25 protein-coding genes are annotated in these 23,780 nt (G+C 66.6%); 17 read left to right on the top strand and 8 right to left on the bottom strand.

Features of this window, described 5'->3' with window-relative positions:
* Positions 1-752 precede the first annotated feature (752 nt).
* From ACU4E7_RS16325 to ACU4E7_RS16275, 11 genes are all read left to right on the top strand, one after another.
* On the top strand, positions 753-1,055 hold the full coding sequence (locus tag ACU4E7_RS16325; protein WP_447021652.1) for an urease subunit gamma: 303 nt from the start codon (positions 753-755) through the stop codon (positions 1,053-1,055).
* Between the two features lie 20 nt (positions 1,056-1,075).
* Entirely contained in the window at positions 1,076-1,486 is a 411-nt protein-coding gene (locus tag ACU4E7_RS16320) for an urease subunit beta (RefSeq protein ID WP_238121383.1), read from the top strand.
* Positions 1,487-1,520: 34 nt separating this feature from the next.
* A complete protein-coding gene (locus ACU4E7_RS16315) occupies positions 1,521-3,239 on the top strand; it encodes an urease subunit alpha (RefSeq protein WP_447019470.1) in 1,719 nt (572 codons plus the stop codon).
* An 83-nt stretch (positions 3,240-3,322) separates the two neighbouring features.
* A complete protein-coding gene (locus ACU4E7_RS16310) occupies positions 3,323-3,706 on the top strand; it encodes a fluoride efflux transporter FluC (RefSeq protein ID WP_238121381.1) in 384 nt (127 codons plus the stop codon).
* A gap of 12 nt (positions 3,707-3,718) precedes the next feature.
* A complete protein-coding gene (gene crcB / locus ACU4E7_RS16305; protein WP_238121380.1) occupies positions 3,719-4,102 on the top strand; it encodes a fluoride efflux transporter CrcB in 384 nt (127 codons plus the stop codon).
* Positions 4,103-4,128: 26 nt separating this feature from the next.
* Entirely contained in the window at positions 4,129-4,833 is a 705-nt protein-coding gene (ureE, locus tag ACU4E7_RS16300) for an urease accessory protein UreE (protein ID WP_447019469.1), read from the top strand.
* Positions 4,834-4,844: 11 nt separating this feature from the next.
* Positions 4,845-5,567, top strand: coding sequence for an urease accessory protein UreF (locus tag ACU4E7_RS16295; RefSeq protein ID WP_447019468.1), 723 nt, complete (start codon positions 4,845-4,847; stop codon positions 5,565-5,567).
* A 25-nt stretch (positions 5,568-5,592) separates the two neighbouring features.
* The gene (gene ureG / locus ACU4E7_RS16290; RefSeq protein WP_447019467.1) at positions 5,593-6,243 is read left to right on the top strand and encodes an urease accessory protein UreG; all 651 of its coding nucleotides are present in this window, start codon (positions 5,593-5,595) and stop codon (positions 6,241-6,243) included.
* Between the two features lie 4 nt (positions 6,244-6,247).
* On the top strand, positions 6,248-7,186 hold the full coding sequence (locus ACU4E7_RS16285) for an urease accessory protein UreD (RefSeq protein ID WP_447019466.1): 939 nt from the start codon (positions 6,248-6,250) through the stop codon (positions 7,184-7,186).
* A 14-nt stretch (positions 7,187-7,200) separates the two neighbouring features.
* A complete protein-coding gene (yut, locus tag ACU4E7_RS16280) occupies positions 7,201-8,220 on the top strand; it encodes an urea transporter (protein WP_447019465.1) in 1,020 nt (339 codons plus the stop codon).
* Positions 8,221-8,323: 103 nt separating this feature from the next.
* Positions 8,324-9,568 (top strand): ammonium transporter, encoded by a 1,245-nt coding sequence (locus ACU4E7_RS16275; protein WP_447019464.1) that lies wholly within the window; start codon positions 8,324-8,326, stop codon positions 9,566-9,568.
* A 41-nt stretch (positions 9,569-9,609) separates the two neighbouring features.
* Here the strand turns inward: ACU4E7_RS16275 and nikR are convergent, their stop codons facing one another.
* Positions 9,610-10,083, bottom strand: a complete 474-nt coding sequence (gene nikR, locus ACU4E7_RS16270; RefSeq protein ID WP_447019463.1) for a nickel-responsive transcriptional regulator NikR — start codon at positions 10,081-10,083, stop codon at positions 9,610-9,612.
* A gap of 154 nt (positions 10,084-10,237) precedes the next feature.
* Between nikR and ACU4E7_RS16265 the strand changes: the two genes are divergently transcribed.
* From ACU4E7_RS16265 to ACU4E7_RS16245, 5 genes are read left to right on the top strand one after another with little or no spacing between them, the layout of a single operon-like run.
* Positions 10,238-11,002 carry a DUF4198 domain-containing protein gene (locus tag ACU4E7_RS16265; RefSeq protein ID WP_273546201.1) on the top strand — a complete coding sequence of 255 codons (765 nt, stop codon included), beginning with the start codon at positions 10,238-10,240 and terminating at the stop codon, positions 11,000-11,002.
* Between the two features lie 6 nt (positions 11,003-11,008).
* Positions 11,009-11,629, top strand: a complete 621-nt coding sequence (cbiM, locus tag ACU4E7_RS16260; protein ID WP_447019462.1) for a cobalt transporter CbiM — start codon at positions 11,009-11,011, stop codon at positions 11,627-11,629.
* A complete protein-coding gene (locus ACU4E7_RS16255; RefSeq protein ID WP_447019461.1) occupies positions 11,626-12,201 on the top strand; it encodes a cobalamin biosynthesis protein CbiL in 576 nt (191 codons plus the stop codon). The genes cbiM and ACU4E7_RS16255 overlap by 4 nt, the downstream gene beginning before the upstream one ends.
* Complete coding sequence (gene cbiQ, locus ACU4E7_RS16250; protein WP_447019460.1) at positions 12,201-12,911, top strand: cobalt ECF transporter T component CbiQ; 711 nt, start codon at positions 12,201-12,203, stop codon at positions 12,909-12,911. Before ACU4E7_RS16255 ends, cbiQ begins: the two co-directional genes overlap by 1 nt.
* The gene (locus ACU4E7_RS16245; protein WP_447019459.1) at positions 12,908-13,612 is read left to right on the top strand and encodes an energy-coupling factor ABC transporter ATP-binding protein; all 705 of its coding nucleotides are present in this window, start codon (positions 12,908-12,910) and stop codon (positions 13,610-13,612) included. The genes cbiQ and ACU4E7_RS16245 overlap by 4 nt, the downstream gene beginning before the upstream one ends.
* A gap of 60 nt (positions 13,613-13,672) precedes the next feature.
* Here ACU4E7_RS16245 and ACU4E7_RS16240 read toward each other — a convergent pair whose 3' ends face one another.
* From ACU4E7_RS16240 to trxB, 6 genes are all read right to left on the bottom strand, one after another.
* Positions 13,673-14,965 carry a mechanosensitive ion channel family protein gene (locus tag ACU4E7_RS16240; protein WP_447019458.1) on the bottom strand — a complete coding sequence of 431 codons (1,293 nt, stop codon included), beginning with the start codon at positions 14,963-14,965 and terminating at the stop codon, positions 13,673-13,675.
* A gap of 195 nt (positions 14,966-15,160) precedes the next feature.
* On the bottom strand, positions 15,161-18,610 hold the full coding sequence (locus ACU4E7_RS16235; RefSeq protein ID WP_447019457.1) for an autotransporter domain-containing protein: 3,450 nt from the start codon (positions 18,608-18,610) through the stop codon (positions 15,161-15,163).
* Positions 18,611-18,726: 116 nt separating this feature from the next.
* On the bottom strand, positions 18,727-19,443 hold the full coding sequence (locus tag ACU4E7_RS16230) for a M15 family metallopeptidase (RefSeq protein ID WP_447019456.1): 717 nt from the start codon (positions 19,441-19,443) through the stop codon (positions 18,727-18,729).
* Positions 19,444-19,545: 102 nt separating this feature from the next.
* Entirely contained in the window at positions 19,546-20,064 is a 519-nt protein-coding gene (locus tag ACU4E7_RS16225) for a peptidoglycan-binding domain-containing protein (RefSeq protein ID WP_447019455.1), read from the bottom strand.
* Positions 20,065-20,425: 361 nt separating this feature from the next.
* A complete protein-coding gene (locus tag ACU4E7_RS16220; protein ID WP_447019454.1) occupies positions 20,426-21,316 on the bottom strand; it encodes a LysR family transcriptional regulator in 891 nt (296 codons plus the stop codon).
* Positions 21,317-21,464: 148 nt separating this feature from the next.
* A complete protein-coding gene (trxB, locus tag ACU4E7_RS16215; RefSeq protein ID WP_447019453.1) occupies positions 21,465-22,424 on the bottom strand; it encodes a thioredoxin-disulfide reductase in 960 nt (319 codons plus the stop codon).
* A 264-nt stretch (positions 22,425-22,688) separates the two neighbouring features.
* Here trxB and ACU4E7_RS16210 point away from each other — a divergent pair, with 264 nt between their 5' ends.
* Positions 22,689-23,171 (top strand): Lrp/AsnC family transcriptional regulator, encoded by a 483-nt coding sequence (locus tag ACU4E7_RS16210; RefSeq protein ID WP_238121361.1) that lies wholly within the window; start codon positions 22,689-22,691, stop codon positions 23,169-23,171.
* A gap of 29 nt (positions 23,172-23,200) precedes the next feature.
* On the opposite strand, the gene ACU4E7_RS16205 is transcribed toward ACU4E7_RS16210, so the two are convergent.
* Positions 23,201-23,731 (bottom strand): MarR family winged helix-turn-helix transcriptional regulator, encoded by a 531-nt coding sequence (locus tag ACU4E7_RS16205; RefSeq protein WP_447019452.1) that lies wholly within the window; start codon positions 23,729-23,731, stop codon positions 23,201-23,203.
* Positions 23,732-23,780 lie beyond the last annotated feature (49 nt).

Raw genomic sequence — 23,780 nt, 5'->3', positions numbered from 1 at the left:
GCGCCTGCGCACCCGCCGCAGCCCTCGGCGCGATCGCCGCGCCGGCGGCGGAGGCCGCGCACCGGCTCCACCTCTTCCGGGCGCAGCACCGCGCGCCCACGTCTGGCAGCAGCGCTGACCCCATCCCGCCCGAACCCCTTACAACTTCAAGGGTACTCTCTCATTTAGGATATTGCGGACCAGCCCTGCCGCATTAAACTACCTTCATAAGGCGAGCGAAGAGTCGGCGCCTGCCGGACTTCGCCGTCGGCGTGTCACCGCGGTTCCCCAGTTGGGGCGTTGTACGGAGTTGCAGTGATATGAGCCGCCGCCACGCGACGTACCGCCCCGCGCCTCTCGCCCCCTTGAGTGGGACATCGGCATTCGCGGAACTCTCATTGCGACAACAGTTTGTCACATTCCAGCGGCACGGACATGCGCGCGCCTCGCTTGCGCGTTACAAGACGCGGTTTGGCACGTTATCAATCTTAGATTGTATTAACGCACAAAGGTTGGGGACGGCAGCACCGCATGGCGGGTCCATCCGCCTTCTGCGACATCGCCACGTCACCGGTCGGGCTGTAGAGGTCTATGATCCGAGGCGACGGCGCCCGGGATCACCGCGGACCATCGAATCCAGCCGACGGGCGGCGCCATCGCGCGGCCGGGCGGTGCCATGCCATTCCGATCGGCGAACTAGAGAAGCCAGTCGCGGGAGGCGGCCGGGTCTGTAGAAATAAAGAATACTTCCTCTTCACGAAAGGAGAATGCAGATGCATTTCACCCCACGCGAAATCGACAAGTTGATGATTTACATGATGGCACAGGTCGCGCAGCGTCGACGCGAGCAGGGCCTGAAGCTGAACCACCCGGAGACCGTGTCGCTCATCGCCGCTGCCGCACTGGATGGCGCGCGCGCGGGCAAGACGGTGGAAGAAGTCATGGAGCTCGCCCGCAAGGCCGTGGCCCATGACGACGTGATGGACGGGGTGATCGAGATGATCCCCTATGTGCAGGTCGAAGCCGTCTTCACCGATGGCAGCCGGCTGGTCACCGTCCACGATCCCATCAAGTGAATCCGAGGAAAGGTTCCGCCATGGCTGACGACAGCAAGAAGGTTCCAGTCGGGGGACTGGTCCTGGCTTCCGACGACATCGAGCTCAACGCCGGATATCCGACGACGACCTTGAAGGTGCGCAACACCGGCGATCGTCCGATCCAGGTGGGTTCGCATTTCCATTTCTTCGAGGTCAATGCCGCGCTCGAGTTCGACCGCGAGCAGGCCTTCGGCAAGCGCCTGAACATTCCGGCGACCACCGCGCTGCGCTTCGAGCCCGGCGACGAGAAGGAGGTCGTCCTCGTGCCCTTCCAGGGCAAGCAGCGCGTGGTGGGCTTCAACGGCCTCGTGAACGGCTGGGTGGGCGACGAGAATTATGCGGACTACCGCCCCCGCCTGACCGACGCCATGGAGCGCGTCACCCGCTACGGCTTCAAGAACAAGGCCTGATCCGCCGCCCTGATACACGGAAGGAAGTGCTGAGATGGTCAAGATCTCACGGCAGCAGTATTCGGACCTCTACGGTCCGACCACGGGCGACAAGATCCGCCTGGGTGACACCGATCTCTTCATCGAGATTGAGAAGGACCTGCGCGTCTACGGCGAAGAAGCCGTCTATGGCGGCGGCAAGACGCTGCGCGACGGCATGGGCTTCGACAACGAGCTCACCAACATCGCGGGCGCTCCCGACCTCGTCATCACCAACGTGACGATCGTCGACGGCGTGACCGGCATCATCAAGGCCGATGTGGGCATCAAGAACGGCCTCATCTGCGGCATCGGCAAGGCGGGCAACCCGGCCACCATGCCCGGCGTCACCCCCGGCCTCGCCATCGGCGCGGGCACCGACGCCATTTCCGGCGAGCACCTCATTCTCACCGCCGGCGGCATTGACGCCCACGTGCACTTCATCTCGCCCCAGCAGGCGGAAGCGGCGCTGAGCAACGGCGTGACCACCCTGTTCGGCGGCGGCATCGGCCCCTCCGACGGCACCAACGGCACCACCATCACCCCCGGCACCTGGAACGTGGAGATGATGCTCCGCTCGTTCGATGCCTGGCCGGTGAATGCCGGCGTGCTCGGCAAGGGCAACTGCTCGGGCATCGCGCCCATCGAGGAGCAGATCCGCGCCGGCGCCATGGGCCTGAAAATCCACGAGGACTGGGGCAGCACCCCGCAGGCCATCCGCACGGCGCTCACCGTAGCCGACGAATATGACGTGCAGGTGTGCATCCACACCGACACGCTCAACGAGGCCGGCTTCGTCGAGAGCACCATCGCCGCCTTCGAGGGCCGCACCATCCACACCTACCACACGGAAGGCGCCGGCGGCGGCCATGCCCCGGACATCATCCGCGTGGCCGGCGTCTCCAACGTGCTGCCGAGCTCCACCAACCCGACGCTGCCGTACGGGGTGAACTCGCAGGCTGAATTGTTCGACATGACGATGATCTGTCACAATCTCAGCCCGAAGATCCCCACCGATGTGGCCTTCGCCGAAAGCCGTGTCCGTGCCGAGACCATCGCCGCGGAGAACGTGCTGCACGACATGGGCGCCATCTCCATCCTGTCGAGCGACAGCCAGGCCATGGGCCGGGTGGGCGAGAACTGGATGCGCACCATCCAGACCGCGCACCTGATGAAGCAGCGGCGCGGCGCCTATACCGGCGACACCTCCGGCAACGACAACGCGCGCGTGCTGCGGTTCGTCTCCAAGGTGACCATCAACCCGGCCATCGCCCAGGGCGTCGCCCAGGTGATCGGCTCGGTGGAAGTCGGCAAGATGGCCGACCTGGTCCTGTGGGAGCCCGCCTTCTTCGGCGCCAAGCCCAAGATGGTGATCAAGGGCGGCATGATCTCCTGGTCGCTGATGGGTGATCCCAACGCCTCGCTGCCCACGCCGCAGCCGGTGCGCTATCGGCCCATGTTCGGCACGCTGGGTTCGGCGCTGCCGAAGACGCGTGTCACCTTCACCTCCCATGCCGCCATCGACGCCGGCATCGTCCAGCGCTACGAGCTGAAGTCCAATGTGGTGCCGGTGTATGGAACCCGGACCCTCAGCAAGACCTCCATGGTGCGCAACAGCTGTCTGCCGGCCATCGAGGTCAACCCGGAGACCTTCGCGGTCACCGTCGATGGGGAGCACGCCACCATCGAGCCGGCCACGAGCATCCCGCTCAGCCAGCTCTATTTCTTCAGCTAGGCCATCACGGGCTGGGAGAGGCGCCGCCTCCCCCAGCCCTTCCCTGCCCCATTCCTGCGTTCCCGCTTCGGGCGGAAGGTGAAATGCGCGCGATCGATGTCATGTGGGTCTGTCTGGGAGGCGGCATCGGCTCGCTCTTGCGCTGGCAGATCGGGCGGCTCATCGACGGATGGATCGTCTCCCGCTTCAAGTTTGGCACCTTCTTCATCAACGTGAGCGGCGCCTTCGTCATCGCCTATCTGTCGACGGCGCTCGGCGTCAGCTGGGAACATCGCTTCGGCGACGTGATGTCGTCGCTGGTGCTCACCGGCCTGCTCGGCGGCTACACCACCTTCAGCACCATGCTGCTCGACACCACCCAGATGTCGGCCGCGCACCGGCACGGCCTGGCGTTGCTCTATCTTGTCTCATCCACGGTCCTCGGCCTGGCGGCAGCCGCCGCCGGCGTGGCCCTGGCGCGCGCGTGAGGAGGCGGCATCATGTGGGCGCAAGCGGTTTTCGTGTTCGTTGGTGGTGCACTCGGCGCGGCCACGCGCGAGTTCTTCATGCTCCTGCTGCCCCAGCACGGCGGCAGCTTCCCGATGGATATCTTCAGCGCCAACGTGCTCGCCTGCCTGCTCCTGGGCTTCACCTTCTCGCTGCACCGCATCGGCGGGGTGTCGAACGAATTCACCCTGCTGCTGGGCACCGGCTTCACCGGCGGCATGTCCACCTTCTCCACCTTCGTCTTCGGTGCCTATTCCGAGATGGTGGAGCCGGCTCGGCTCGGCCTCAGCCTCCTCTACATCATCCTCAGCCTCGTCTTCGGCTACATCGCAACCCTCCTCGGCATCCATGCCGCGACGCGCCTGCGGCGCGCGTGACCGAACACGCCCATTGGGAGACCCGCATGATCCTCGTTGAAAAAATGCTCGGCAACCTGAGCGATCCCCACTGGAGCACCCGCGCCGCCAGCGCCAAGGTGGACCCGCTGATCCTGGAGCAGTGGGAAGCCCCCAAGAACCGCCTGCGCAAGGCCAGCGAGGGCGGCATCGAGCTCGCTATCTCCTTGCCCCGCAACGAACATCTTCACGACGGCGACGTGCTCTATGCCGACGAGGCCAGCAACACCATCGTGGTGGCGCGGGTCGCCCTCAAGGATGTGCTGGTGATTGAACTGGAGAGCATCGAGCAGCTCTCCCCGGTGGAGATCCTGCGCACCTGCTTCGAGCTGGGCCACGGCCTTGGCAACCAGCATTGGCCCGCGGTCATCAAGGGCACCACGGTCTATGTGCCCCTCTCGGTCGACCAGAAGGTGATGGCCTCCGTGATGCGCACCCACGCCTTCGCCCATGTGACGACCCGCTTCGCTCCGGGCGCCGAAGTGGCCGCCAAGCTCGACGCACGCGAGAACCGCCTGCTGTTCGCCGGCGCCGATGCCACCCCCCACCATCATCACGACATCGCTGACCGCGGCCACGGGCACGAGCACGGGCATGAGCACGGGCATGAGCACGGGCATAGCCATGATCATGATCACCACCATGACCATGATCACCCGCATGAGCATGGTCATTCCCATGGCCACGGCTCAGCGCACCGGCACGAGCATTGAGCGGTCCTGCCATGGCGAACGACGACGGCGCCGCGCCCGACCCTCATCGCAGCATGGTGCATCTGGCGCGCCTGCTGCAGTTCTCGGACTCGACCTTGCCCATCGGCTCCTTCGCCTTTTCCAACGGCCTGGAGTCGGCCCTGCAGATGCAGGTGGTGAACAACCCGGCCGAGCTGCTCCAGTTCGTTGAACTGGTGGTGCACCAGGCGGCGCGCATGGACGGCGTGGCGCTGCTGCATGCCCATCGGGCCGCCGGCACCGGCGACTATGAAGCCATCCGCGCAGCCGATCAGGCCCTATGGTGCCGCCGGGTGGGCGAAGAACAGCAGCTGATGCTCTCCCGCATGGGCCGCAAGTTCGCCGAACTGGCGCTGAAGCTCGCCCCCTTGCCCCTGCTCGACCGCTGGCTCGGCGACATCAAGGGCGGAAGCGCTCCCGGGTGCTTTCCCATCGGCCAGGCCATTGCCTTGAGGGAGATGGGGGCCGATGAGATCGAGTGCTTTGTGATGCACCAATATGCGGTGGCATCCATGGTCTTGAGCGCGGCGCTGCGGCTGATGCGGATCGACCATATGGAAACCCAGCGCATCCTCTTCACCGTGCAGGGACGGGTGGAGGAGGACTATAATGCCGTCCGCGACCTCGCCCTTGAGGAAATGTCAGTGTTCGCACCGGTCTTCGACATCCTGGTGGCGCACCACACCAGCGCTCACGTACGCCTGTTCATGAACTAATGGCCGCCCCGGAAAGGAACGAACAATGAAGAAGATCACCCGTATCGGCATCGGCGGGCCCGTCGGCTCCGGCAAGACGGCAGTCATCGAGACCATCACCCCGCGCCTCATCAAGATGGGCATCAAGCCGCTCATCATCACCAATGACGTGGTGACCACCGAGGACGCCAAGCAGGTGCGCCGCACGCTCAATGGCATTCTGGTGGAAGAAAAGATCGTCGGCGTGGAAACTGGCGCCTGCCCGCATACGGCGGTGCGTGAAGATCCGTCCATGAACATCGCCGCCGTCGAGGAGCTCGAGGAAAAATACCCCGACAGCGATGTGATCTTCATCGAGTCCGGCGGTGACAACCTCACTTTGACCTTCAGCCCGGCCCTCGCAGACTTCTATATCTATGTGATCGACGTGGCCGCAGGCGACAAGATCCCGCGCAAGAACGGGGCGGGCGTGTGCCAGTCCGACATCCTCGTCATCAACAAGAAGGACCTCGCCCCCTATGTGGGCGCGAGCCTGGAGGTGATGGACCGGGATTCCAAGCTGATGCGCGGCAAGAAGCCGTTCGTGTTCACCAATTGCAAGACCGGCGAGGGCATCGACGAGCTGATCGCGCTCATCATGGACATGGCGCTGTTCGACGTGAAGCCGTCGACCCCCACCAGCTCGGCGGCCGAGTAGCTCCATGGGCCTTGATGCGCAACTGAGGCGCCTCGACCTCGCGCGGGAAGTGCAAGGCTATCAGGACCAGCCCGCGCAGATGCGCGCGGCCGGGCCTGGCAAGGTGGGCGAGCTGCGGCTCGGCTTTTCCATGCGCCATGGCAAGTCGGTGCTCCACGATCTTTATCGTGTGGCCCCCCTGCTGGTGCAGCAGGCGCTGTACTGGGACGAGGCCATGCCGGAACTGCCGATCTGCTCCATCATCTCGGTGGGCGGCGGCATTCTCCAGGGCGATCGCTACAAGATCGACATCTCGGTGGGGCCCGGGGCCTGCGCCTATGTGACCTCGCAGGGCGCCAACCGCATCCACCGCATGGATGCCAATTATGCGTCCCAGCACCAGACGGTGAACGTCGAGGCCGGCGCCTATCTCGAATACCTGCCAGACTTCACCATTCCCTACCGGGGCTCACGCTTCATCAACGAAACCGAGCTGGTGGTCGCGCCCGACGCCACCGTGCTCTACGGCGAGATGATGATGACCGGGCGCAAGCATCATCACGTGGATGAGCGGTTCGGCCTGGACCTGCTGTCGGTGATGGCCAGCGTGCGCCGCCCCGACGGGCGGCAGCTGTTCACGGAAAAGGTGCTGATCGAGAAAGGCGACCCCACCATCGACTTCACCGCGGTGATGCGCGGGTTCGATGCCTTCGCCAACATCATGTGCCTGGCGCCCGCGCCGGTGTGCGCGCGGATCCGCGAGCGCTTCACCCCGCACCTGCCGGTGGAGGGGGAGATCCGCGTCATGAGCGGCGTCTCGCGGCTGCCCAACGAGGCGGGGCTGATGCTGCGAGCAGTGGGCGTGGAAAGCTACGACGTGCGCCACGAGGTGCGACGCTTCTGGCGGATCGTCCGCGAGGAAGCGCGCGGCCGCACGTTGCCGACTGAATTCATCTGGCGCTGACACGGGGGGACAGCATGGCCACGACCGAGAGTAAACCGAATTTCCTGGTCCTGTGCCTCCGCGGCACCAGCCAGGTCTTCTTCATGGAAAACTCCATTACCGGAGTGCTCTTCTTCGCGGCGATCGCCGTCGCCTCCTACCAATCGGGCGTGTGGGCGACCACCATCGGCGCTGCCGTCGGCGTCGTGGTGGCGACCCTCACCGCCATGCTGCTGGATGCCGACGACACCTCGGTGAGCTCGGGCCTCTATGGCTTCAACGGCATCCTGGTCGGCGCCGCCCTGCCCACTTTCATCACCGCCTCGCCGCAGCTGTGGGTCTATGTTGTGGTGGGTGCGGCCGCCAGCACGGTGATCACCGCAGCCTTCAGCGCCACCCTGACCAAGGCCTGGGGCATTCCCGGATCGACCGGCCCGTTCGTGCTGACCGGCTGGCTGATGGTGGCCGGAGCCTACTCTTTCGGCGGCCTGAGCGTTTCCGGCGACGCGCCGAAACTCGCCACCGACTATGTGCAGGGCCTGGTGAGCATTCCCGCCCCGCTGGAGCTGGTGCAGATCTTCTTCCGCAATATCGGCCAGGTCTACCTGCTGGGCAGTGAGTATAGCGGAGCCCTCATTCTGCTCGGCATCTTCATCGCCTCGATCCCGGCCGGCATCGCCGCGGCTGCGGGTTCCGCCGTTGCAATGGTGGTGTCCATTCTCATGGGCGCCGATACGGCCACGGTGCAGGCCGGCCTCTATGGCTTCAGCCCGGTGCTGACGGCAATGGCGGTGGGCGTGATCTTCCTCAAGCCCTCGCTGCGGGTCGCCCTTTATGCTCTCCTGGCGACCATCACCACCGTGTTCATCCAGGGGGCCTTCGATGTCATGATGCTGCCGGCGGGCCTGCCGTCGTTCACGGCGCCCTATGTGCTCACCATGTACTTGTTCATTGCGCCGAAGAAGGCCTTCGCGCCCCATCCGCATGCGGCAGTGAAGGGCCATCTGGTGGCACCCGCGGCTGACGCGGCGACGGGGAAAGCCGCGGCCAACTGAACCGCGGACGGCAGGGATGGCGGCGGTGCTCCCTCAACGGGCGCTGCCGCCAACTGCGTTTAATCTTCGAGCTGGGCTGAAGTGAGATCGAAGGGGGACGAAGATGCAGGGAATAAATGCGGGTGATACCGCGTTCGTGCTGGTGTGCACGGCGCTGGTCTGCATGATGACGCCGGCGCTGGCGCTGTTCTACGGCGGCCTGGTGAAGCAGCGCGACATGCTGTCGATCATGATCCAGAACTTCGTGTGCATGGGCGTGGTCGGCTTGATCTGGGTCTTTGGCGGTTTCAGCCTGGTGTTCGGCCCGAGCCTCCTGGGCGGTGTCATCGGCGACATCCGCCCCTATTTCGGCATGTATCACGTGGGCGTCACGCCCAACCCCACCTATGGGCCCAGCGTGCCGTTCATCACCGTGTTCGCCTATCAGATGATGTTCGCCATCATCACCCCGGCGCTCATGACCGGCGCCTTCGTGGGTCGGTTCCGGTTCGGCGCCTATCTCATCTTCATCGCCCTGTGGACGGTGCTGATCTATCTGCCGGCGGCCCACTGGGTGTGGGGCGGCGGCTTCCTGGCGCAGCTCGGCGTGGTGGATTTCGCCGGCGGCATCGTCATCCACGCCTCGGCCGGCTTCTCGGCTCTGGCCACCGCGCGCTATCTCGGCAAGCGCAAGACCGCCCCGGGCTCAGGGGCAGCGGAACCCGCCTCCTTGCCGCTGGTGGCGCTGGGCGCCGGCCTGCTGTGGTTCGGCTGGTTCGGCTTCAACGCAGGCGGCGCCTATGCCGCCGACGCGCTGGCCGCCTATGCCTTCACCAACACCATGCTGGCCGGCTCCATCGCCATGCTGGTGTGGATGTTCTGGGAATGGCGTGAGACCGGACGGGCCTCGTTCTCCGGCGTGCTGGTGGGCGCCGTGGCCGGTCTCGCCACCATCACCCCCGCGTCGGGCTATGTGGAGCCCATGGCGGCGCTCTGCATCGGCGCCGCTGGTGCCACCGTCTGCTATTACGCCAAGTATGTGCAGAAGTGGCTCAAGATCGACGACACCCTTGAGGTGTGGCGGGCCCATGGCGTGGGCGGCATCACCGGCGCCATCCTCATCGGCGTGGCGGCCAGCTCCCATATCAACGGCGTCCAGGCCAGCGGCCACCAGCTGCTGATGCAGGTGCTGGCGGTGGCCATCGTCGCCTTCTACGCCTGGGTGGTCACCACCATCCTGCTGACGCTGCTCGACCTCACCGGCAAGCTGCGGGTGTCCGATGCGGTGCAGGAAGCCGGGCTCGACCAGACCCTGGTGGGCGAAAGCGCCTACAGCCTGTGGGATATGGACCGCAAGCTGCCGGAATGACCACCTGCCCTCCCGCTCCCTTCGAGCGGGAGGGCGCTCCCTCAAAAGCCGCTGCGCACGCGCAGATGGGTGTGCGCGGTTCCGGTCCCTTCGGCGTGGGAATGGGGCACCTTGTCTTCCACCACGGGAATGAGGTTCAGCGCTCCGTGCATCACCCCACGTTCCAGGAACAGGGCCTCCGCATAAGCGGAGACATCGGCCACGTGGCCACGCATCACCGCGATGTCGATGGAGGTGGTGTGATCAAGCGGCACCGACAGGGCCGCCACGGTCTGATCATGCCGCTCAAGCCGCCCCTGGGGCACGCGCGCCGCCAGATTGCGCACGGCCTGATCCACGGTGCAGCTGACAATGCCGAAGCAATGGGCCTCCGCCGGTCGGCCAGACCGGGTGGACAGGCCGCGGCGCACCAGATCGCGAATAGCCTCGGAGCGGCTCATGGCTCCGGTGGCCTGCATATAGGCATCGAGGTCGGCGGCCAGATCGTCGTCGAGAGTGATGGTTGTGCGCTGCATGGGCCTCTCTGCCAAAGGGGGGGCGACGCATCATACGCGCCGCGGGCGCGGCGAGAATAACGCCGGCGTGGTTGCGAAGATCAGACCGGCGGAGGTATGATTTTTTATCGAGTCTTTCATACTGGAGGTTTTCGTGTCGCACCTTCGTTCCGCACTGCGCTTTGGCCTGGTCGGCCTTCTGCTCGGTGCCACGCCTGCCTTCGCCCATTTCCAGGAAATCATTCCCTCCGCCGACGTGCTGCCGGAAGGCGGAGACGTGACGCTCGACCTGATCTTCACCCACCCGGTGGAGCGCGGCCCGACGATGGAGATGAAAAAGCCGGTCCGCGTAGGTGTGCACGCCGGAGGCAAGACCACCGACCTCACAGACCAGGTGAAGGCCAAGCCAGTGGACGGCAAGAGCGCCTGGAGCCTCACCCGCGCCATCGCGGAACCCGGTGCCGAGATCTTCTTCGTCGAGCCCCAGCCTTATTGGGAGCCGGCCGAGAACAAATACATCGTTCATTATGCCAAGGTGATCGTGGACGGCTTCGCCTCCGGCGAGGGATGGGACGAATTGGTGGGGCTTCCGGTGGAGATCCAGCCCCTCACCCGCCCCACCGGCCTTTGGACGGGCAACGTCTTTTCCGGCGTGGTGCTGAAGGCCGGCAAGCCGGTGCCGTTCGCCGAAGTCGAGGTGGAGTTCGTGAACGACGGCTCGGTGCGCCCGCCCAATGATGCATTCGTGACCCAGGTCATCAAGGCAGACGCCAACGGCACCTTCACTTACGCCATGCCCCGCGCGGGCTGGTGGGGCTTTGCCGCGCTACTCGACGGCGACGCGAAGAAGCCGGCGCCCGATGGCAAGCCCGCCGCAGTCGAGGAAGGCGCCCTCATCTGGGTCAAGGCCACCGACATGGCTGGCGCAGCAGGAAAGTAGGCGCGAATGGCCCATATTCCGGACGGCATCCTTTCAGCCCCGGTGCTGGTCGGGGGCGGCGTCATCGCCGCCGCCGGCGTGGTGCTGGCGCTGCGGCGGCTCGACGATCGTCTGATCCCCCGTGCCGCCATTCTCTCGGCGGTGGTGTTCGCCGGCTCGCTGATCGCCGTTCCGGTGGGGCCCTCCAGCGTCCATGTGCTGCTCTCCGGCCTGCTCGGCATCATGCTGGGGGTCAGCACCTTCGCCGCCGTGCTGGTGGTGCTGCTGTTGCAGGTGCTGCTGTTCGGCTTCGGCGGCTTCACCACACTCGGCGTCAACACGGTGAACATCGCCCTGCCCGGGGTGGTGTTCGCAGCCCTGCTGGGGCCCATGATCCGCCGCAGCGCGCGACCGCTGGTGCGGGCGCTGCTGGCGGGGGCGGTCGGGGCCCTGTCGGTGCTCGGCACGGGGGCGCTGGTGGCCCTCTCCCTTGCCCTGTCGTCCAGCGAATACACGGTGGTTGCCAGCGTCCTCATCGCCACCTATCTGCCCCTCGCGTTCGGCGAGGCACTGGTGACGGCGGCCATCGTCACGTTCCTGGCCCGGGTTCAACCCTCGGCCCTCTCACCGGTGGCCACGCCCTCATGATGCGCGTTTTCCTGCCGCTGCTTCTCGCCCTGGCCTTTGCCGGGCCGGCCCAGGCCCACAAGCTCAAGGTATTTGCCGCCGTGGCCGGCGAGACGGTGAGCGGCTACGCTTTCTTCATCGGCGGGGGCCGGCCGCAAGGCGCGGCCTGGACCGCCCGCGATGCCACAGGCACCCAGCTCGCTGGCGGCGACACCGACACCGAGGGCGCGTTCCGCTTCACCCTGCCCCAGGGCTTCGCCTCGGACCTCACGGTGACCGTGGACACCCACGACGCGCACGTCGCCAGCACCACCTTGGCCGCCTCCCGCTTCGATGGCGCGGCCCCCGCGCAAAGCCCACCCGCCAGCGCTGCTCGCCCCCCCACCGCCGCGCCGGCGACGATGGGTCCCTCCACCGACCCGCAGCAGCTTGCGGCAGTGGTGGACGCCGCGGTGGCCCGCCAGATCGAGCCGCTGCTGGAACGGATCGAGGCCTTGGATTCGCGCCTGCGCTTCGTCGATGCATTGTCGGGGGTCTTCCTCATCATCGGGCTGGCAGGGGGAGCACTGTGGCTGCGCGCGCGCCGCGGCTGATGCCGCCCCAAGATCTGCGGCTGCGCCTGCTCGCGACCTTCGTGGCGATCGCCTGCATCTCTCAGCTGGCGACCCTCACCCTGGCGGCCGGCGTGCTGGCGCTGATCGTCGTCATGATGGCGCTGGTGCGGCCGCCCGGACGCCTCTGGCTGCGCCTCCTGCATATGGAGGGCTTCCTGCTGCTGCTGTTCGCCACCCTGCCCTTCACCGTTTCCGGCACGCCCCTGCTGGTGCTGGGCCCGCTGACCGCCAGCGTCGAGGGGGTCGCGCGCGCCGCGCTCATCGCCTGCAAGGTATCGGCCTCGGTGCTGCTGGCGATGGCCCTTCTGGGCGATGTGGACCCCTCGCGGCTCGGCCCCGCCCTGCGCGGCCTCCACGTGCCCGAACGCCTCACCCGCCTGTTCGTGATGACGGTGCGCTACGCGGGCCTGATCCGCGACGAAGCCCGGCGCCTGCACGATGCCATGCGCATGCGCGGCTTTCGCCCCGGCTCCAACCGCCACACCTGGCGCAGCTATGGCAACCTCATCGGCATGATGCTGGTGCGGGCGCTCGATCGCGCGCAGCGGATTGAAGACGCCATGGCCTGCCGGGGCTACGATGGCCGCTTTCCCTATCGCACCCAGCCGGCGCCCGCCGTCACCGACTGGGTCGGCTTCGCCGGCATCGCCGGCATCGGCCTCATCGCCCTGGTGATCGACCGCCTATGACCCCGCTCATCGAACTTCAGAACGTGACCCTGGCCCGCGATGGCGTTGCGGTGCTGCAGGGGGTGGACCTCACCCTCACCGCCGGTGAACGGCTGGCCATCGTCGGCCCCAACGGCGCGGGCAAGACCACGCTGCTGCGCGCCATCGTCGGCCTGGAACGGCCCGTTCAGGGCACGATCCGCCTGTTCGGCGCGAGCTGTGTGGAGGAGCGGGACTTTCGTCCCTTCCGGCCCCGCATCGGCTATCTGTTTCAAGACAGCGAGGACCAGCTGTTCTGCCCCACGGTGCTTGAGGATGTGTGTTTTGGCCCGCTGAACATGGGCCTGTCCGAGGCCCAGGCCCAGGCGCAGGCGGCGGATGTGCTGGACGCGCTCGGCATCGGCCATCTGGCGGATCGCATCAGCCATCGCCTGTCGGGCGGGGAGAAGCGGCTCGTGTGCCTAGCGGGCCTGCTGGCCATGCGGCCCGATGTGCTGATGCTGGACGAACCCACCAACGGCGTGGACGTGAGCAACGGCCGGCGCCTGCGTGATGCGCTGCGCACCTTCAGCGGCGCGCTGCTGCTGGTGTCCCACGACGACGCCTTCATCTCGGAGCTGGCCACCCACGCCCTGGTCATCCAGGATCAAGGCCTCGCACCCGCGCAGATCCACACCCACCCGCACAGCCACAGCCATCCGCACGTGCACCCCGCCTCCTGAGCGAGATCGGTCGTTCGCAGTCCGGACGCGAGGGCCAGCGATGCGGTCACGGCATCGGGGTCAGCCATGCCCCTCGCCCGGTGGTCCGTCCAGTTCGCCCTTATCCGTGGGGCCGACGCGCCCCACCGCGCCACCCGCGGCCGGCGGCGGCTCCACGGCGGCCTCGATGCGGGGCTGATCACCCTCCGGCGGCAGGAACAGGTCGGGCTGATCGTGCGGCATCGATTCCACATAGAGCGACGTGGAGGGGAAGGCGAAGCTGGAGCCGGCGCCGAGCACGATGTCCATGATCTTATAGGCGAGGCGCTCCTTCACCAGCAGCCACTCTCCCCAATTGGTGGTGCGCGTGAAGCAATAGACCATGATGTTGATGGACGACTGGCCGAATGAATCGATCCTCACGAAGGTGGAGGCCTGCTTATAGGGCACGAAGTCCGCGCATTCGTGGATGTAGGTTTCGATGCCGTCGCGAATGACCCGCAGCTGATCGACGGTTGTGGAATAAGGCACGCCAATGAGCCAATAGATCCGCCGCCGACGCATGCGCGTGTAGTTGATGACGGCATTGTCGGCCAGATCCGAATTGGGGACCTGCACCGCCGCGTCGTCGAACTGGCGGATCTTGGTGGATCCGAAGCCGATGCTCTCCACCGTGCCTTCCACCACGTTCGGAACCTTCACCCAGTCCCCATACTGGAAGCGCTGCTCCATCAGAATCAGCACCCCGGAGATCAGGTTCTTGAACAGCGCCTGCGATCCCAGCGCGGCGGCGGCGCCGACGATGCCGAGGCCGGTGAGCATCGGTCCGATCCGCACCCCCCACTGCTGCAGAATGGCCGCCAGCGCGAAGAAGGCCACCAGGCATTTCAAGGCGTTGCGGATCCAGTCCGCCACCGGGGCGGTGAGATGGCTCTGCCGTGGGCGCAGATAGGCGATCAGCGGCTCCACCAGAGCGAACAAGGCCCAATAGGCGGCCAGAATCAGCAAGGTGGCGACCGCCTCCTTGGAGATGCGGGCGATGATGCCGCTCTCGTCCACCTTGAGGATCTCGAAGGCGAAGAAGATGCCGAGCACCACCGGCAGAAGCCCCACGGGCTGCCGCAGCGCGTCGGCGATCTGCGTCCGCAGATCCTTGCTGGTGATGCCCACCGTGCGCACAATGAGGAACAAGATCACGTGGCGGATGGGCCAGCGTAGCGCCAGACACAGCAGAAAGACCCCGAGCGCGGTGGCGATGCGCTCCATTGGCAGCGCCTCGACGGCCGCCACCACATGGCCGAAAAAGCTCGTCACCGGCTCGACGGCCCGCTGGGCCGGGGCCAGGAGATCGACAGGGCTCCGCTCAATCGGCATGACTCGTGTCCTCGTCGCGCAATGGCTCCCGAGGTCACACCGTAGAACGGCAGCGCAGGGGTCGGCCAGCATGGCGTCCGGCGCTGCGGATGCGCCGAGCCGGCTCTAGCATGGCCTGATCCGCCGGTAAAATGAAACAGGCGTCATGTCCGTGGGCGACCGCGCCGCCCACGGACCTCGCCTGGCGGGCTCTGCTCAGAACCGAACCTGCAGCACGCCGCGGCCGGCATTGGAGGTCACGCCATCCCCGAACGCCCCGTCATAAGCAAGGCCGAGGGTGACGCCCTTGGCGAGGGTCATGTCGAGACCCGCGCCAACCACCAGGCTATCCGTCGCCACCGGCACGCCGGCGGCGGAAAAGCCCGTGCCCGTGGACAGGAACACGAGCGTCGCCTCCGGCGCCACATCACCGAACGCATGGCGCCAGCCGACACTCGCATGGGGCGTGAGGCTGGAGCCTCCGAGCGACACCAGGCCGGCCGCACGCACGCCGAGGGTGGAATAGGGGGTGCTGGCGCTGGTGCCCGTCGCGGTCAGCCCCGCCACGGGTGCGCCGGTTTCAGTGAAGCCGTCCAGGTCCACATAGCTCCAGCCGAAACCGGCGAAGGGCTCGAACGCCACCGGTCCGGCGGTGACCGCATAGGCCACCTCGCCGAACAGATTGGCCGAGGTGCCGTCATAATCCGCCTGCGGCCGTTCTCCGGTGAGTGCCACATAGCGGGCGGTGGAGATGGAGCTCCACCCGATATCGGCGCCAGCGCGCAGCTTGACGGCATCGAACGCGGTGCCGCCATAGACCGCGAGCCGCACCGTGTCCGCATCGGCGGATGCCCCGCCGGTGGAGGTGGAGCTGGAGGAATAGCCGACCGCGGCGCCGACCACGCTGGCGCCGAAAGTGGCATCAAGGCCCACCAGCGCGCCGCCGAGATGGGTGTCCGCGGACATGGGCCCCGAGCTGGCGTTCAGCCACTGGCCATAGCCCTGCGCCCAGGCATTCAGCACCGGGCCCGACGGCCGCGCCGGGGTGGACAGCGCGTTGAACGGACCAGCCTGCGGCGCCGCATCGGCATAGGCGCTCACCGGCCCACCGAAGCCGAGGGCCGCTGCGGCACCGCCGGTCCCGGCAGAATCCGCCTGCCGCAGGCGCCCGAGCAGGGTGTCGTTGACCAGGGTATTCTCGTTGAACAGGACGCCGGGCACCGTGGCGTGGACGTCGCCGGCCAGCTGGGTGAAAGCGGTGCGCACCACCGGCGCGGAGGCCTGCCCCACCACCGCGTCATAGAGGCTCGAGGCCCCCGGAGTCGCCCCCGCGCCGAACCGGTCCAGCGACCGCGCCACCGCCCGCTGGTTCGCCGTTGTGGCATAGCTGGCGAGCGAGACGTCGTTGCGAGCGAGCGCCACATAAATGTCGTTGGCGTCCGCCCCCATCGTGGGGGTGAGGAACAGATAGCTGGTGGTGCTCTCCAGGCTGCCGAAGCTCCCGCTCACACCCCCATCGGCGCTGAGCACCGTATAGCGGGTGCCCCAGGTGAGACTGCCCGGTGCCGCGGAGAGCACCAGGCTCGAGCCCGCATCCACACTCGCGGTGCCGGTGGCGGCGATGAGGTCCACCGTGCCCAGGGTGGAGGCGCTCACCTGGTAGCTGGAACCGGCAGCGAAGCGCACGTCGCCGCCGACGACGAGGGTCCCAGCCGCGCCGACGGCGCCGGGCGCCACCACGCCGCCGCTCTCGACACTCAGGCCACCGATGGTGCCGGTGCCGCGCAGATAGCCCAAAGCCCCGCCCGCCAGATCACCGGAAACCACCACGCTGGAGCCCGCGAGCTGCGCATCGGCCAGCAGCAGCGTCGCCTGATCCACCGTGGTGGTGCCGGTGAACGCGCTGCCGCCGGAGACGATCCAGCTCGATCCGGCGGCCAGCGTGAGGCGCTCGAATCCCTGATAGGTGGCGCTCTCTCCCAGCAGGGCGAGGTCGAAACTGCCGTCCACCTCGCCAAGCCGCAGCGTATCGGTGCCCCCTTCCCCGCGCACGGCCCCGACCACGGAGGAGCCGGCCTCATAGACGAACAGGTCGTCGCCATCGCCCATGGCGACGGCATAAGTGGTGCCCGAGATGATGCCGTAATTGACGATGGTGGTGGAGAAGAGGCCGGCCGTATTCACCACCTTGATGCCGAAGCCATCGTCACCGCGGATGGTGCCGTAATTGGTCACCGACAGGGCCGCATAGATGTCACCGCTGTTGCTGTCGTCGGCGAGAATGCCGTTATTGGCGCCGGAGATGAGCGCCGTGGTGACGGAGGCGCTGCCGTTGACGATGGTGCCGCCACCAATGGCGATGCCTTCGCTGGTGCTCGGGTTGGTCTCGCCCTCCTTGGTGCCCTTGGAGCCGAGGCCGGAAATGGTGCCGTAATTGTAGATGGTGCCGGCATTGTCGAAATCGACGCCATCCCCGTCACCGAAGCTGGCTGCGGGATCGTAAGTGCCGGTGATGGTGCCGTAATTCACCACGATACCCGAGCCGTTGGAATTCACACCCGACCCGTTGCGCCCTTCGATGGTGCCGGCATTGGTGACATCGAGGAAATCTTCTGCACCCGAGGCCTTGATGCCGTGATAGGCGCCGGAGATTACCCCCGTGGCCTCGTTGATGATGGTGGCGCTCATGCCGCCGGCGAGATCCTCGCCATCGATCTTGATGGCCGAATTGTTCTGGGTATCGGCGGTGCCGTCCGCATAAGAGGAACTGATGGTGCCCGCGTTTGTCACCACCATGCCGTTGGCGCCCTGGATGCCGTCATCGGCTGCGGCGGTGATGAGCCCGCCGGCCTCGTTGACGATGGTGATCTGCGCGTTCTTCGAGGCGATTCCGCCTAGATCAATGGCCTGACCATCCACCGTCGATTGGATGGTGCCGGCATTGCGGATCGCGATGACCGGCGCCGCGCTGCTGCCGTCCGGCGACGAGATCTTGATGCCATCATCGGTGCCCGAGATCAGGCCACCGGCCAGGTTGGTGATGGCAAGGCTCTGCAGGGTCTCGAAATTCGCCGCGGTATCCATCTTGATGGCGCGCTTGCCATCGGCCGTGGTGGTGATGATTCCGGAATTCACGATGGAGAGGGTGCCGCCCCCGATCCGCACCGCATCGCTGCCCGCCGACGAAATCGTTCCCGAATTGGTCACCGCCACCACGGCACTGGCGGCCGTGGCCTTGTCGAGGTCGAGCGCCTGGCCGCTCGCGGATGAGAGGATGCCGCTGTTGTCGACGGTGAGCTGACCATCCGCGAAGGCCCCCTTAAGGCGGAGGGCGTCGTCGTCCGACGCGATGGTGCCCGCATTAGACAGGCTGAAGGCCCCGCTGACGCTGGACGCGGTGTCAATGGCGCGCCCCTCGGAGACGATTGAACCGGCATTGATGATGGTGACACCGGAACCCGTCGCGGCGCCGTTCCAGGTGATCGCCGCATCAGCGCCGCCATCCAGCGTCGCCCCGGCCTCAACCACGCCCGTATCCGACCCTGCCACGCTCTGCGGCCCACTCGCCGGCGGCACCACGAAGGAGCCCGCAAACGCCGGCGCGCTGGTGCCGGCGCACAGGAGAATGAGAACCAGACGGCTGGCGGTGGAGCAGAGCGCGGGCATCGGGGGGATCCGTATGGAAGAAGGTCCCTCCCCTACGGTCTGGATGCTACACACACATGACAATGCGGTAACGGGCGGCGCACTCGGCCCATGACCCGGCCGCCCCCCGGCGCTCGCTAGTCGATCGGAAAATCAAAATAGGTGTCGGGAAACAGCTCGTTCGCCAGGGTGAAGTGCCACCACTCCTTGTCGAAGGGCTGGAAACCGTGGCCGCTCATCAATTGCGCAAGCCGCTGCCGATTGGCCTTCTGCACCTCGGTCACCGCATCCGATCCCGGCCACGACAGGTCGCTGAACAGATCGAACGGCGTGCCCATGTCCAACTCCGCGCCGCTGGCCGCCTCCACTAAAGTGAGATCCAGGGTGGAGCCGCGCGAATGGCCGGAGCGGGCGGCGATATAGCCCAGGGTGAACAGGTCGCCCTTGTCCAGATCGGGGTAATACTCCCCCTTCGTGTGCGTGTCGGCGAGATCGGCCGCCCAGCGGGCGAAGTGGGCCACCGCGCGAGCCGGGCGGTAGCAGTCAAACAGCTTCACCCGATAGCCCTGCGCCCGCGCGCTCTCGGCCACCTGGGCCAGCGCCTCGGCGGCGGGGCGGGTCAACAGGCACCGCGCCGCGCCATATCCATCCACTGGAGTGCCAACGAAATTGTGCGTGCCCGCATAGCGGACATCGAGCACCGCGTCGGGCACCAGGGTGCTCACATCCACGAAGCTGTCCGGTCGCGCGCGCTGCACTTCGGCGGCAAGGCCGATCGCCGGCGACGCGGCGCCCGACAGACCGGCGCAGATGAGGGCAGGCTTCACAATCCAATCCATGAGGCGAGTCGGCATCGGTGTCCCCGAACAGCTCGACTTTACCCGCCATCCCGGCGGCGGCAATCCCGCGAGCGGGCAGAAATGAGAGGGGCGGATGTCGCCATCCGCCCCGGGCACTCAGGAGAAGAAGCTGGTGATGGTCTGCCAGATGCTCTTCTTCGGCGCGGCGGAAATCTCCGCTGCGGCCGGCGTCGCACCGGGCGCCACCGTCTCCGGGCCGGACTGGGACTTGGTGACCGCCTCGACCGTCACCACGCCGGCGAAAGCGGGAATCTTGGCCAGGGTCACCGGACCGGCCATGCCGTCCGCATCCAGGCCATTCTGCTCCTGGAAGGCGCGCACCGCCTTGGCCGTGCCCTCGCCGAACTTGCCGTCGGCGGCGATGTTGAGCGCCTCCTGCAGCTTCTTGACCGCGTCGCCCTTGGACCCCACCGTCAGCAGAATGAGCTCCGGCAGCTCCAGTGCCAGGAAGGTATCGGGCCCGGCGATGCCGTCCACCGACAGCCCGTGCGCCTTCTGATAGGCCTTCAGGGCCTCTTCGGTGGCCGGGCCGAACTGGCCATCGGCCACCACGCCGAGCTTGGCCTGCAGGATCTTCACCGGCTCACCGGCCAGTCCGCGCTTCAGAATTGCCATGGCATCCCCCATCAGGACGAGTCATCTAGAGACAACGAAAGGTGGAGCTTCCGCTTATATCGCCTACCGGCGATCTGCGCACCGCCCCATTCGACACAGGGCACGAGAAGCGCATCGGCAGCCCCATAAAAGAAAAATGCCGGGTCCACGAAGGACCCGGCAAGTATCGCCGCAGAGCGGCGAACCTTCCAGAGGGGAACAGCTGAAGCATCAATCACGATGCGATCAGCGCTTGTGCAACATGCACGCTCCTTAGGCAGATTGCAACGCCGAATGGCGGCAGAGCAGGCATATCAGGCATGCATTTGCCCAAGGGCTCATCCCCAGACCTCTACATGGGGCGACACACGCCCGTCAAAGATCAATAGTTCCAGCGCTGTGCCTTGGAGATCAGGAAGTCGCGGAACACCTGAATGCGCGCCACGGAGCGCATTTCCTGGGCATAGGTGAAATACGCCTCGAGCTTGGGCGTCTCGCGATCGGTGAACAGCTGCACCAGCGAGGTGGCGTCGTCCGTCAGATAGTCCGGCAAGGTGCCGATCCCGACGCCGCGCTCCACCGCCCGCTTGAGTCCCAGCACGCTATTCACCTCGAACGTGGGCACCCGCGGCGAGGCGCCTTCGCGCCCGGCATGCTCCAGCCAGTTGAGCCCCTGAAAATAGGATGGGATGGGCCCGCCCAGCAGCAGGATGCGGTGCTTGTCCAGCTCATCGAGGGAACGGGGCTGGCCGTGGCGCTTCAAATAGTCCACCGACGCATAGGCATGAAAATGCACCGTGAACAGCTTGCGTTGCACCAGATCCGGCTGCACCGGCTGGCGCATGCGGATGGCGACGTCGGCCTCGCGCATGGCCAGATCCAGCTCCTCATCGGTGAGGATGAGCTGGATGCGAATATCGGGAAACAGCTCGACGAACTCACCCACCCGCGCGGTGAGCCAATGGGTGCCGAGGCCCATGGTGGTGGTGACGCGCAGTTCCCCGTTGGGCTTTTCGCGGCTGTCGCTGAGCTGCGCCCGCGCCGATTCGAGCTTCAGGAACACGTCATGGGCGGTGCGATAGAGCAGTTCGCCCTGCTCGGTCAGGATGAGGCCGCGCGCGTGGCGATGGAACAGGGGAACCTTCAGCTCCGCCTCCAGCGCCGACACCTGCCGACTCACGGCCGACTGCGACAATCCGAGCGTTTCGCCCGCATGGGTGAAGGAACCGGCTTCGGCGGCGACGTGAAAAACCTTCAGCTTGTCCCAATCCATTGGGGCCCCGGGGGTTCTGCGCGACACCCCTCGAGCGCGGGATGCGGGCGGCTTTCATCGGTTGAAGAAGCCGGGGCGCGCGCTCGGCGGTCCCGGCTTCAAAGGGGGACAGTTCGGCCCGGCGGATGGACCACCCGCCGGCGCCGCGTCATTCCGCGGCTTCCGCCACCGTATGTGCGAGGAAGCGTTCCGCCTCCAGCGCCGCCATGCAGCCGCGGCCCGCCGCCGTCACCGCCTGGCGATAGACGTCGTCGGCCACGTCGCCGGCGGCGAACACGCCCGGCACCGAGGTGGCGGTGGAATCCGGCGCCGTCCAGACATAGCCGGACGGCTTCAGGCGCAACTGGCCGGCCACCAGGTCGGTGGCCGGAGCATGGCCGATGGCCACGAAGAAGCCGTCGGCCTTCAGCTCGCGGATCTCACCGGTGCGGATGTCGCGCAGCGCCACGCCGGTCACGTGCGGCGCCGGCTCGTCCGCACCTTTCACTTCGGCCACTTCCGCGTTCCACACCACCGCCACCTTGGGATTGGCGAACAGCCGATCCTGCAGGATGCGCTCAGCACGGAAGCTGTCGCGGCGGTGCACCACGGTCACCTTGGCGGCGAAATTGGTCAGGAACAGCGCTTCCTCAACGGCGGTATTGCCGCCACCGACCACCACGACCTCCTTGCCGCGATAGAAGAAGCCATCGCAGGTCGCGCAGGCGGAAACGCCGAAGCCCCGATAGGTCTCCTCGCTCGGCAACCCCAGCCAGCGGGCCTGGGCGCCGGTGGCCAGAATCACCACGTCGGCGGTGTAGTCGGTGCCCGACTCGGTCTTGAGTCGGAACGGGCGCTGCGACAGATCGAGCTGCGCCACATGATCGGCAATGATCGTGGTGCCCACGTGCTCGGCCTGGGCGCGCATCTGCTCCATCAGCCAGGGCCCCTGAATGGGCTCGGCAAAGCCGGGGTAGTTCTCGACCTCTGTGGTGATGGTCAGCTGGCCACCGGGCTGGATGCCCTCGAACAGAACCGGCTGCAGCATGGCCCGTGCGGCATAGACCGCCGCCGTATAGCCGGCCGGCCCCGAACCGATGATGACGACCTTGACATGTTGGGCGCTCATTATGACCTCGAAACCGCAAATGCGCGCCGCGGATCGCGCGCAGCGCCCACACCGGGCAGCTCTCCCGCATCGCAGCGTAAGCTATGCACAAATGTAGGGGCTCCCACGCACCGCGACAAGGCGCCCGCGCGCCTGCACATTCGCCTTTCGTCATAGGCGGTGCAGGGATCCGGCAACGAAAGATTATTTCGTTGCGTTGCCGCAATCCCGAACTAAGGTGCGCGGGCGCCGCGCCGCGTCGCCTCTGTTCCCCGGGAGCCCGCCTTGACCGTCCGCCTCGATGCTGTCGACTGGAAAATCCTCGACGAGCTGCAGCGCAACGGGCGCATGACCAATGTGGAGCTGTCCCGGCGGGTCGGCATTTCCGCGCCTCCGTGCCTGCGCCGCGTCCGCGCGCTGGAGGATGACGGGATCATCCACGGCTATCGCGCGCTGCTCGACGAGAAGCGCCTGGGCTACGACCTGATGGCCTTCGCCATGGTGCATCTGGTGAGCCAGGCGGAGACCGATCTTGCCGCCTTTCAGGAACGCATCGACCATTGGCCCCTGGTCCGCAGCGCCTGGATGCTCTCCGGCGACGTGGATTTCATGATGCTCTGCGTGGCGCCGGACCTGCGCACCTTCCAGAATTTCGTGCTGGAGATCACCGCCACCCCCAATGTGCGCAACGTCAAGACGGCCTTGACGCTGAAACAGGTGAAGAATGCGCCTGCCGTGCCCCTTGAGGCCGGCCTGCCCAAGCTCTGAGCCGCCTCCCCTGAGCGTCTCCCGCAGCCTCAGGCCGGGGGCGCTGCAGGCCCTAGCCGTTCAAGATGCGCCAGGAGCTTGGCCAGCAACCCATTGAGCTGCGCCTGTTCATCCGCACTGAGCCCTTCGAGAATGGCCCGCTCGTTCTCCACATGGACCGGCAGCACCGCGTCGATGATGGTCCGACCGGGCGCCGCCAGCTCCACCAGCGTCCCGCGCCGGTCGGTGGGGTGCTTGCGGCGGATGATCAGGCCGGCACGCTCCAGCCGGTCCAGCCGCGCCGTCATGCCGCCGGATGAGACCATGGTCGCCGCATAGAGCGCGGTGGGGGTGAGCGCAAAGGGCGCCCCCGCGCGGCGCAAGGTCGCCAGCACATCGAAATCCCCATGCTGCAGGCCGAAGCGCGCGAAGACCGGCAGCAGCTGGTCGCGCGCCACCACGTGCGCCAGCTCGGCCAGTCGCCCCAGCACCTCCATGGGAAAGGGATCGAGGTCCGGCCGCTCCCGCCGCCATTGAGCTGCCGCGAGCGCCGCGCGATCCGGATGAGCGTCATCTCTCATGATTTATCTTGACATAAAGATACTTGATATTGAGATATTAGCTGTCTCT

The organism is Xanthobacter sp. ZOL 2024, from assembly GCF_052932325.1.
Note: the sequence above shows the minus strand (reverse complement) of the source record. Positions and strands in the feature narration are given on the sequence as shown.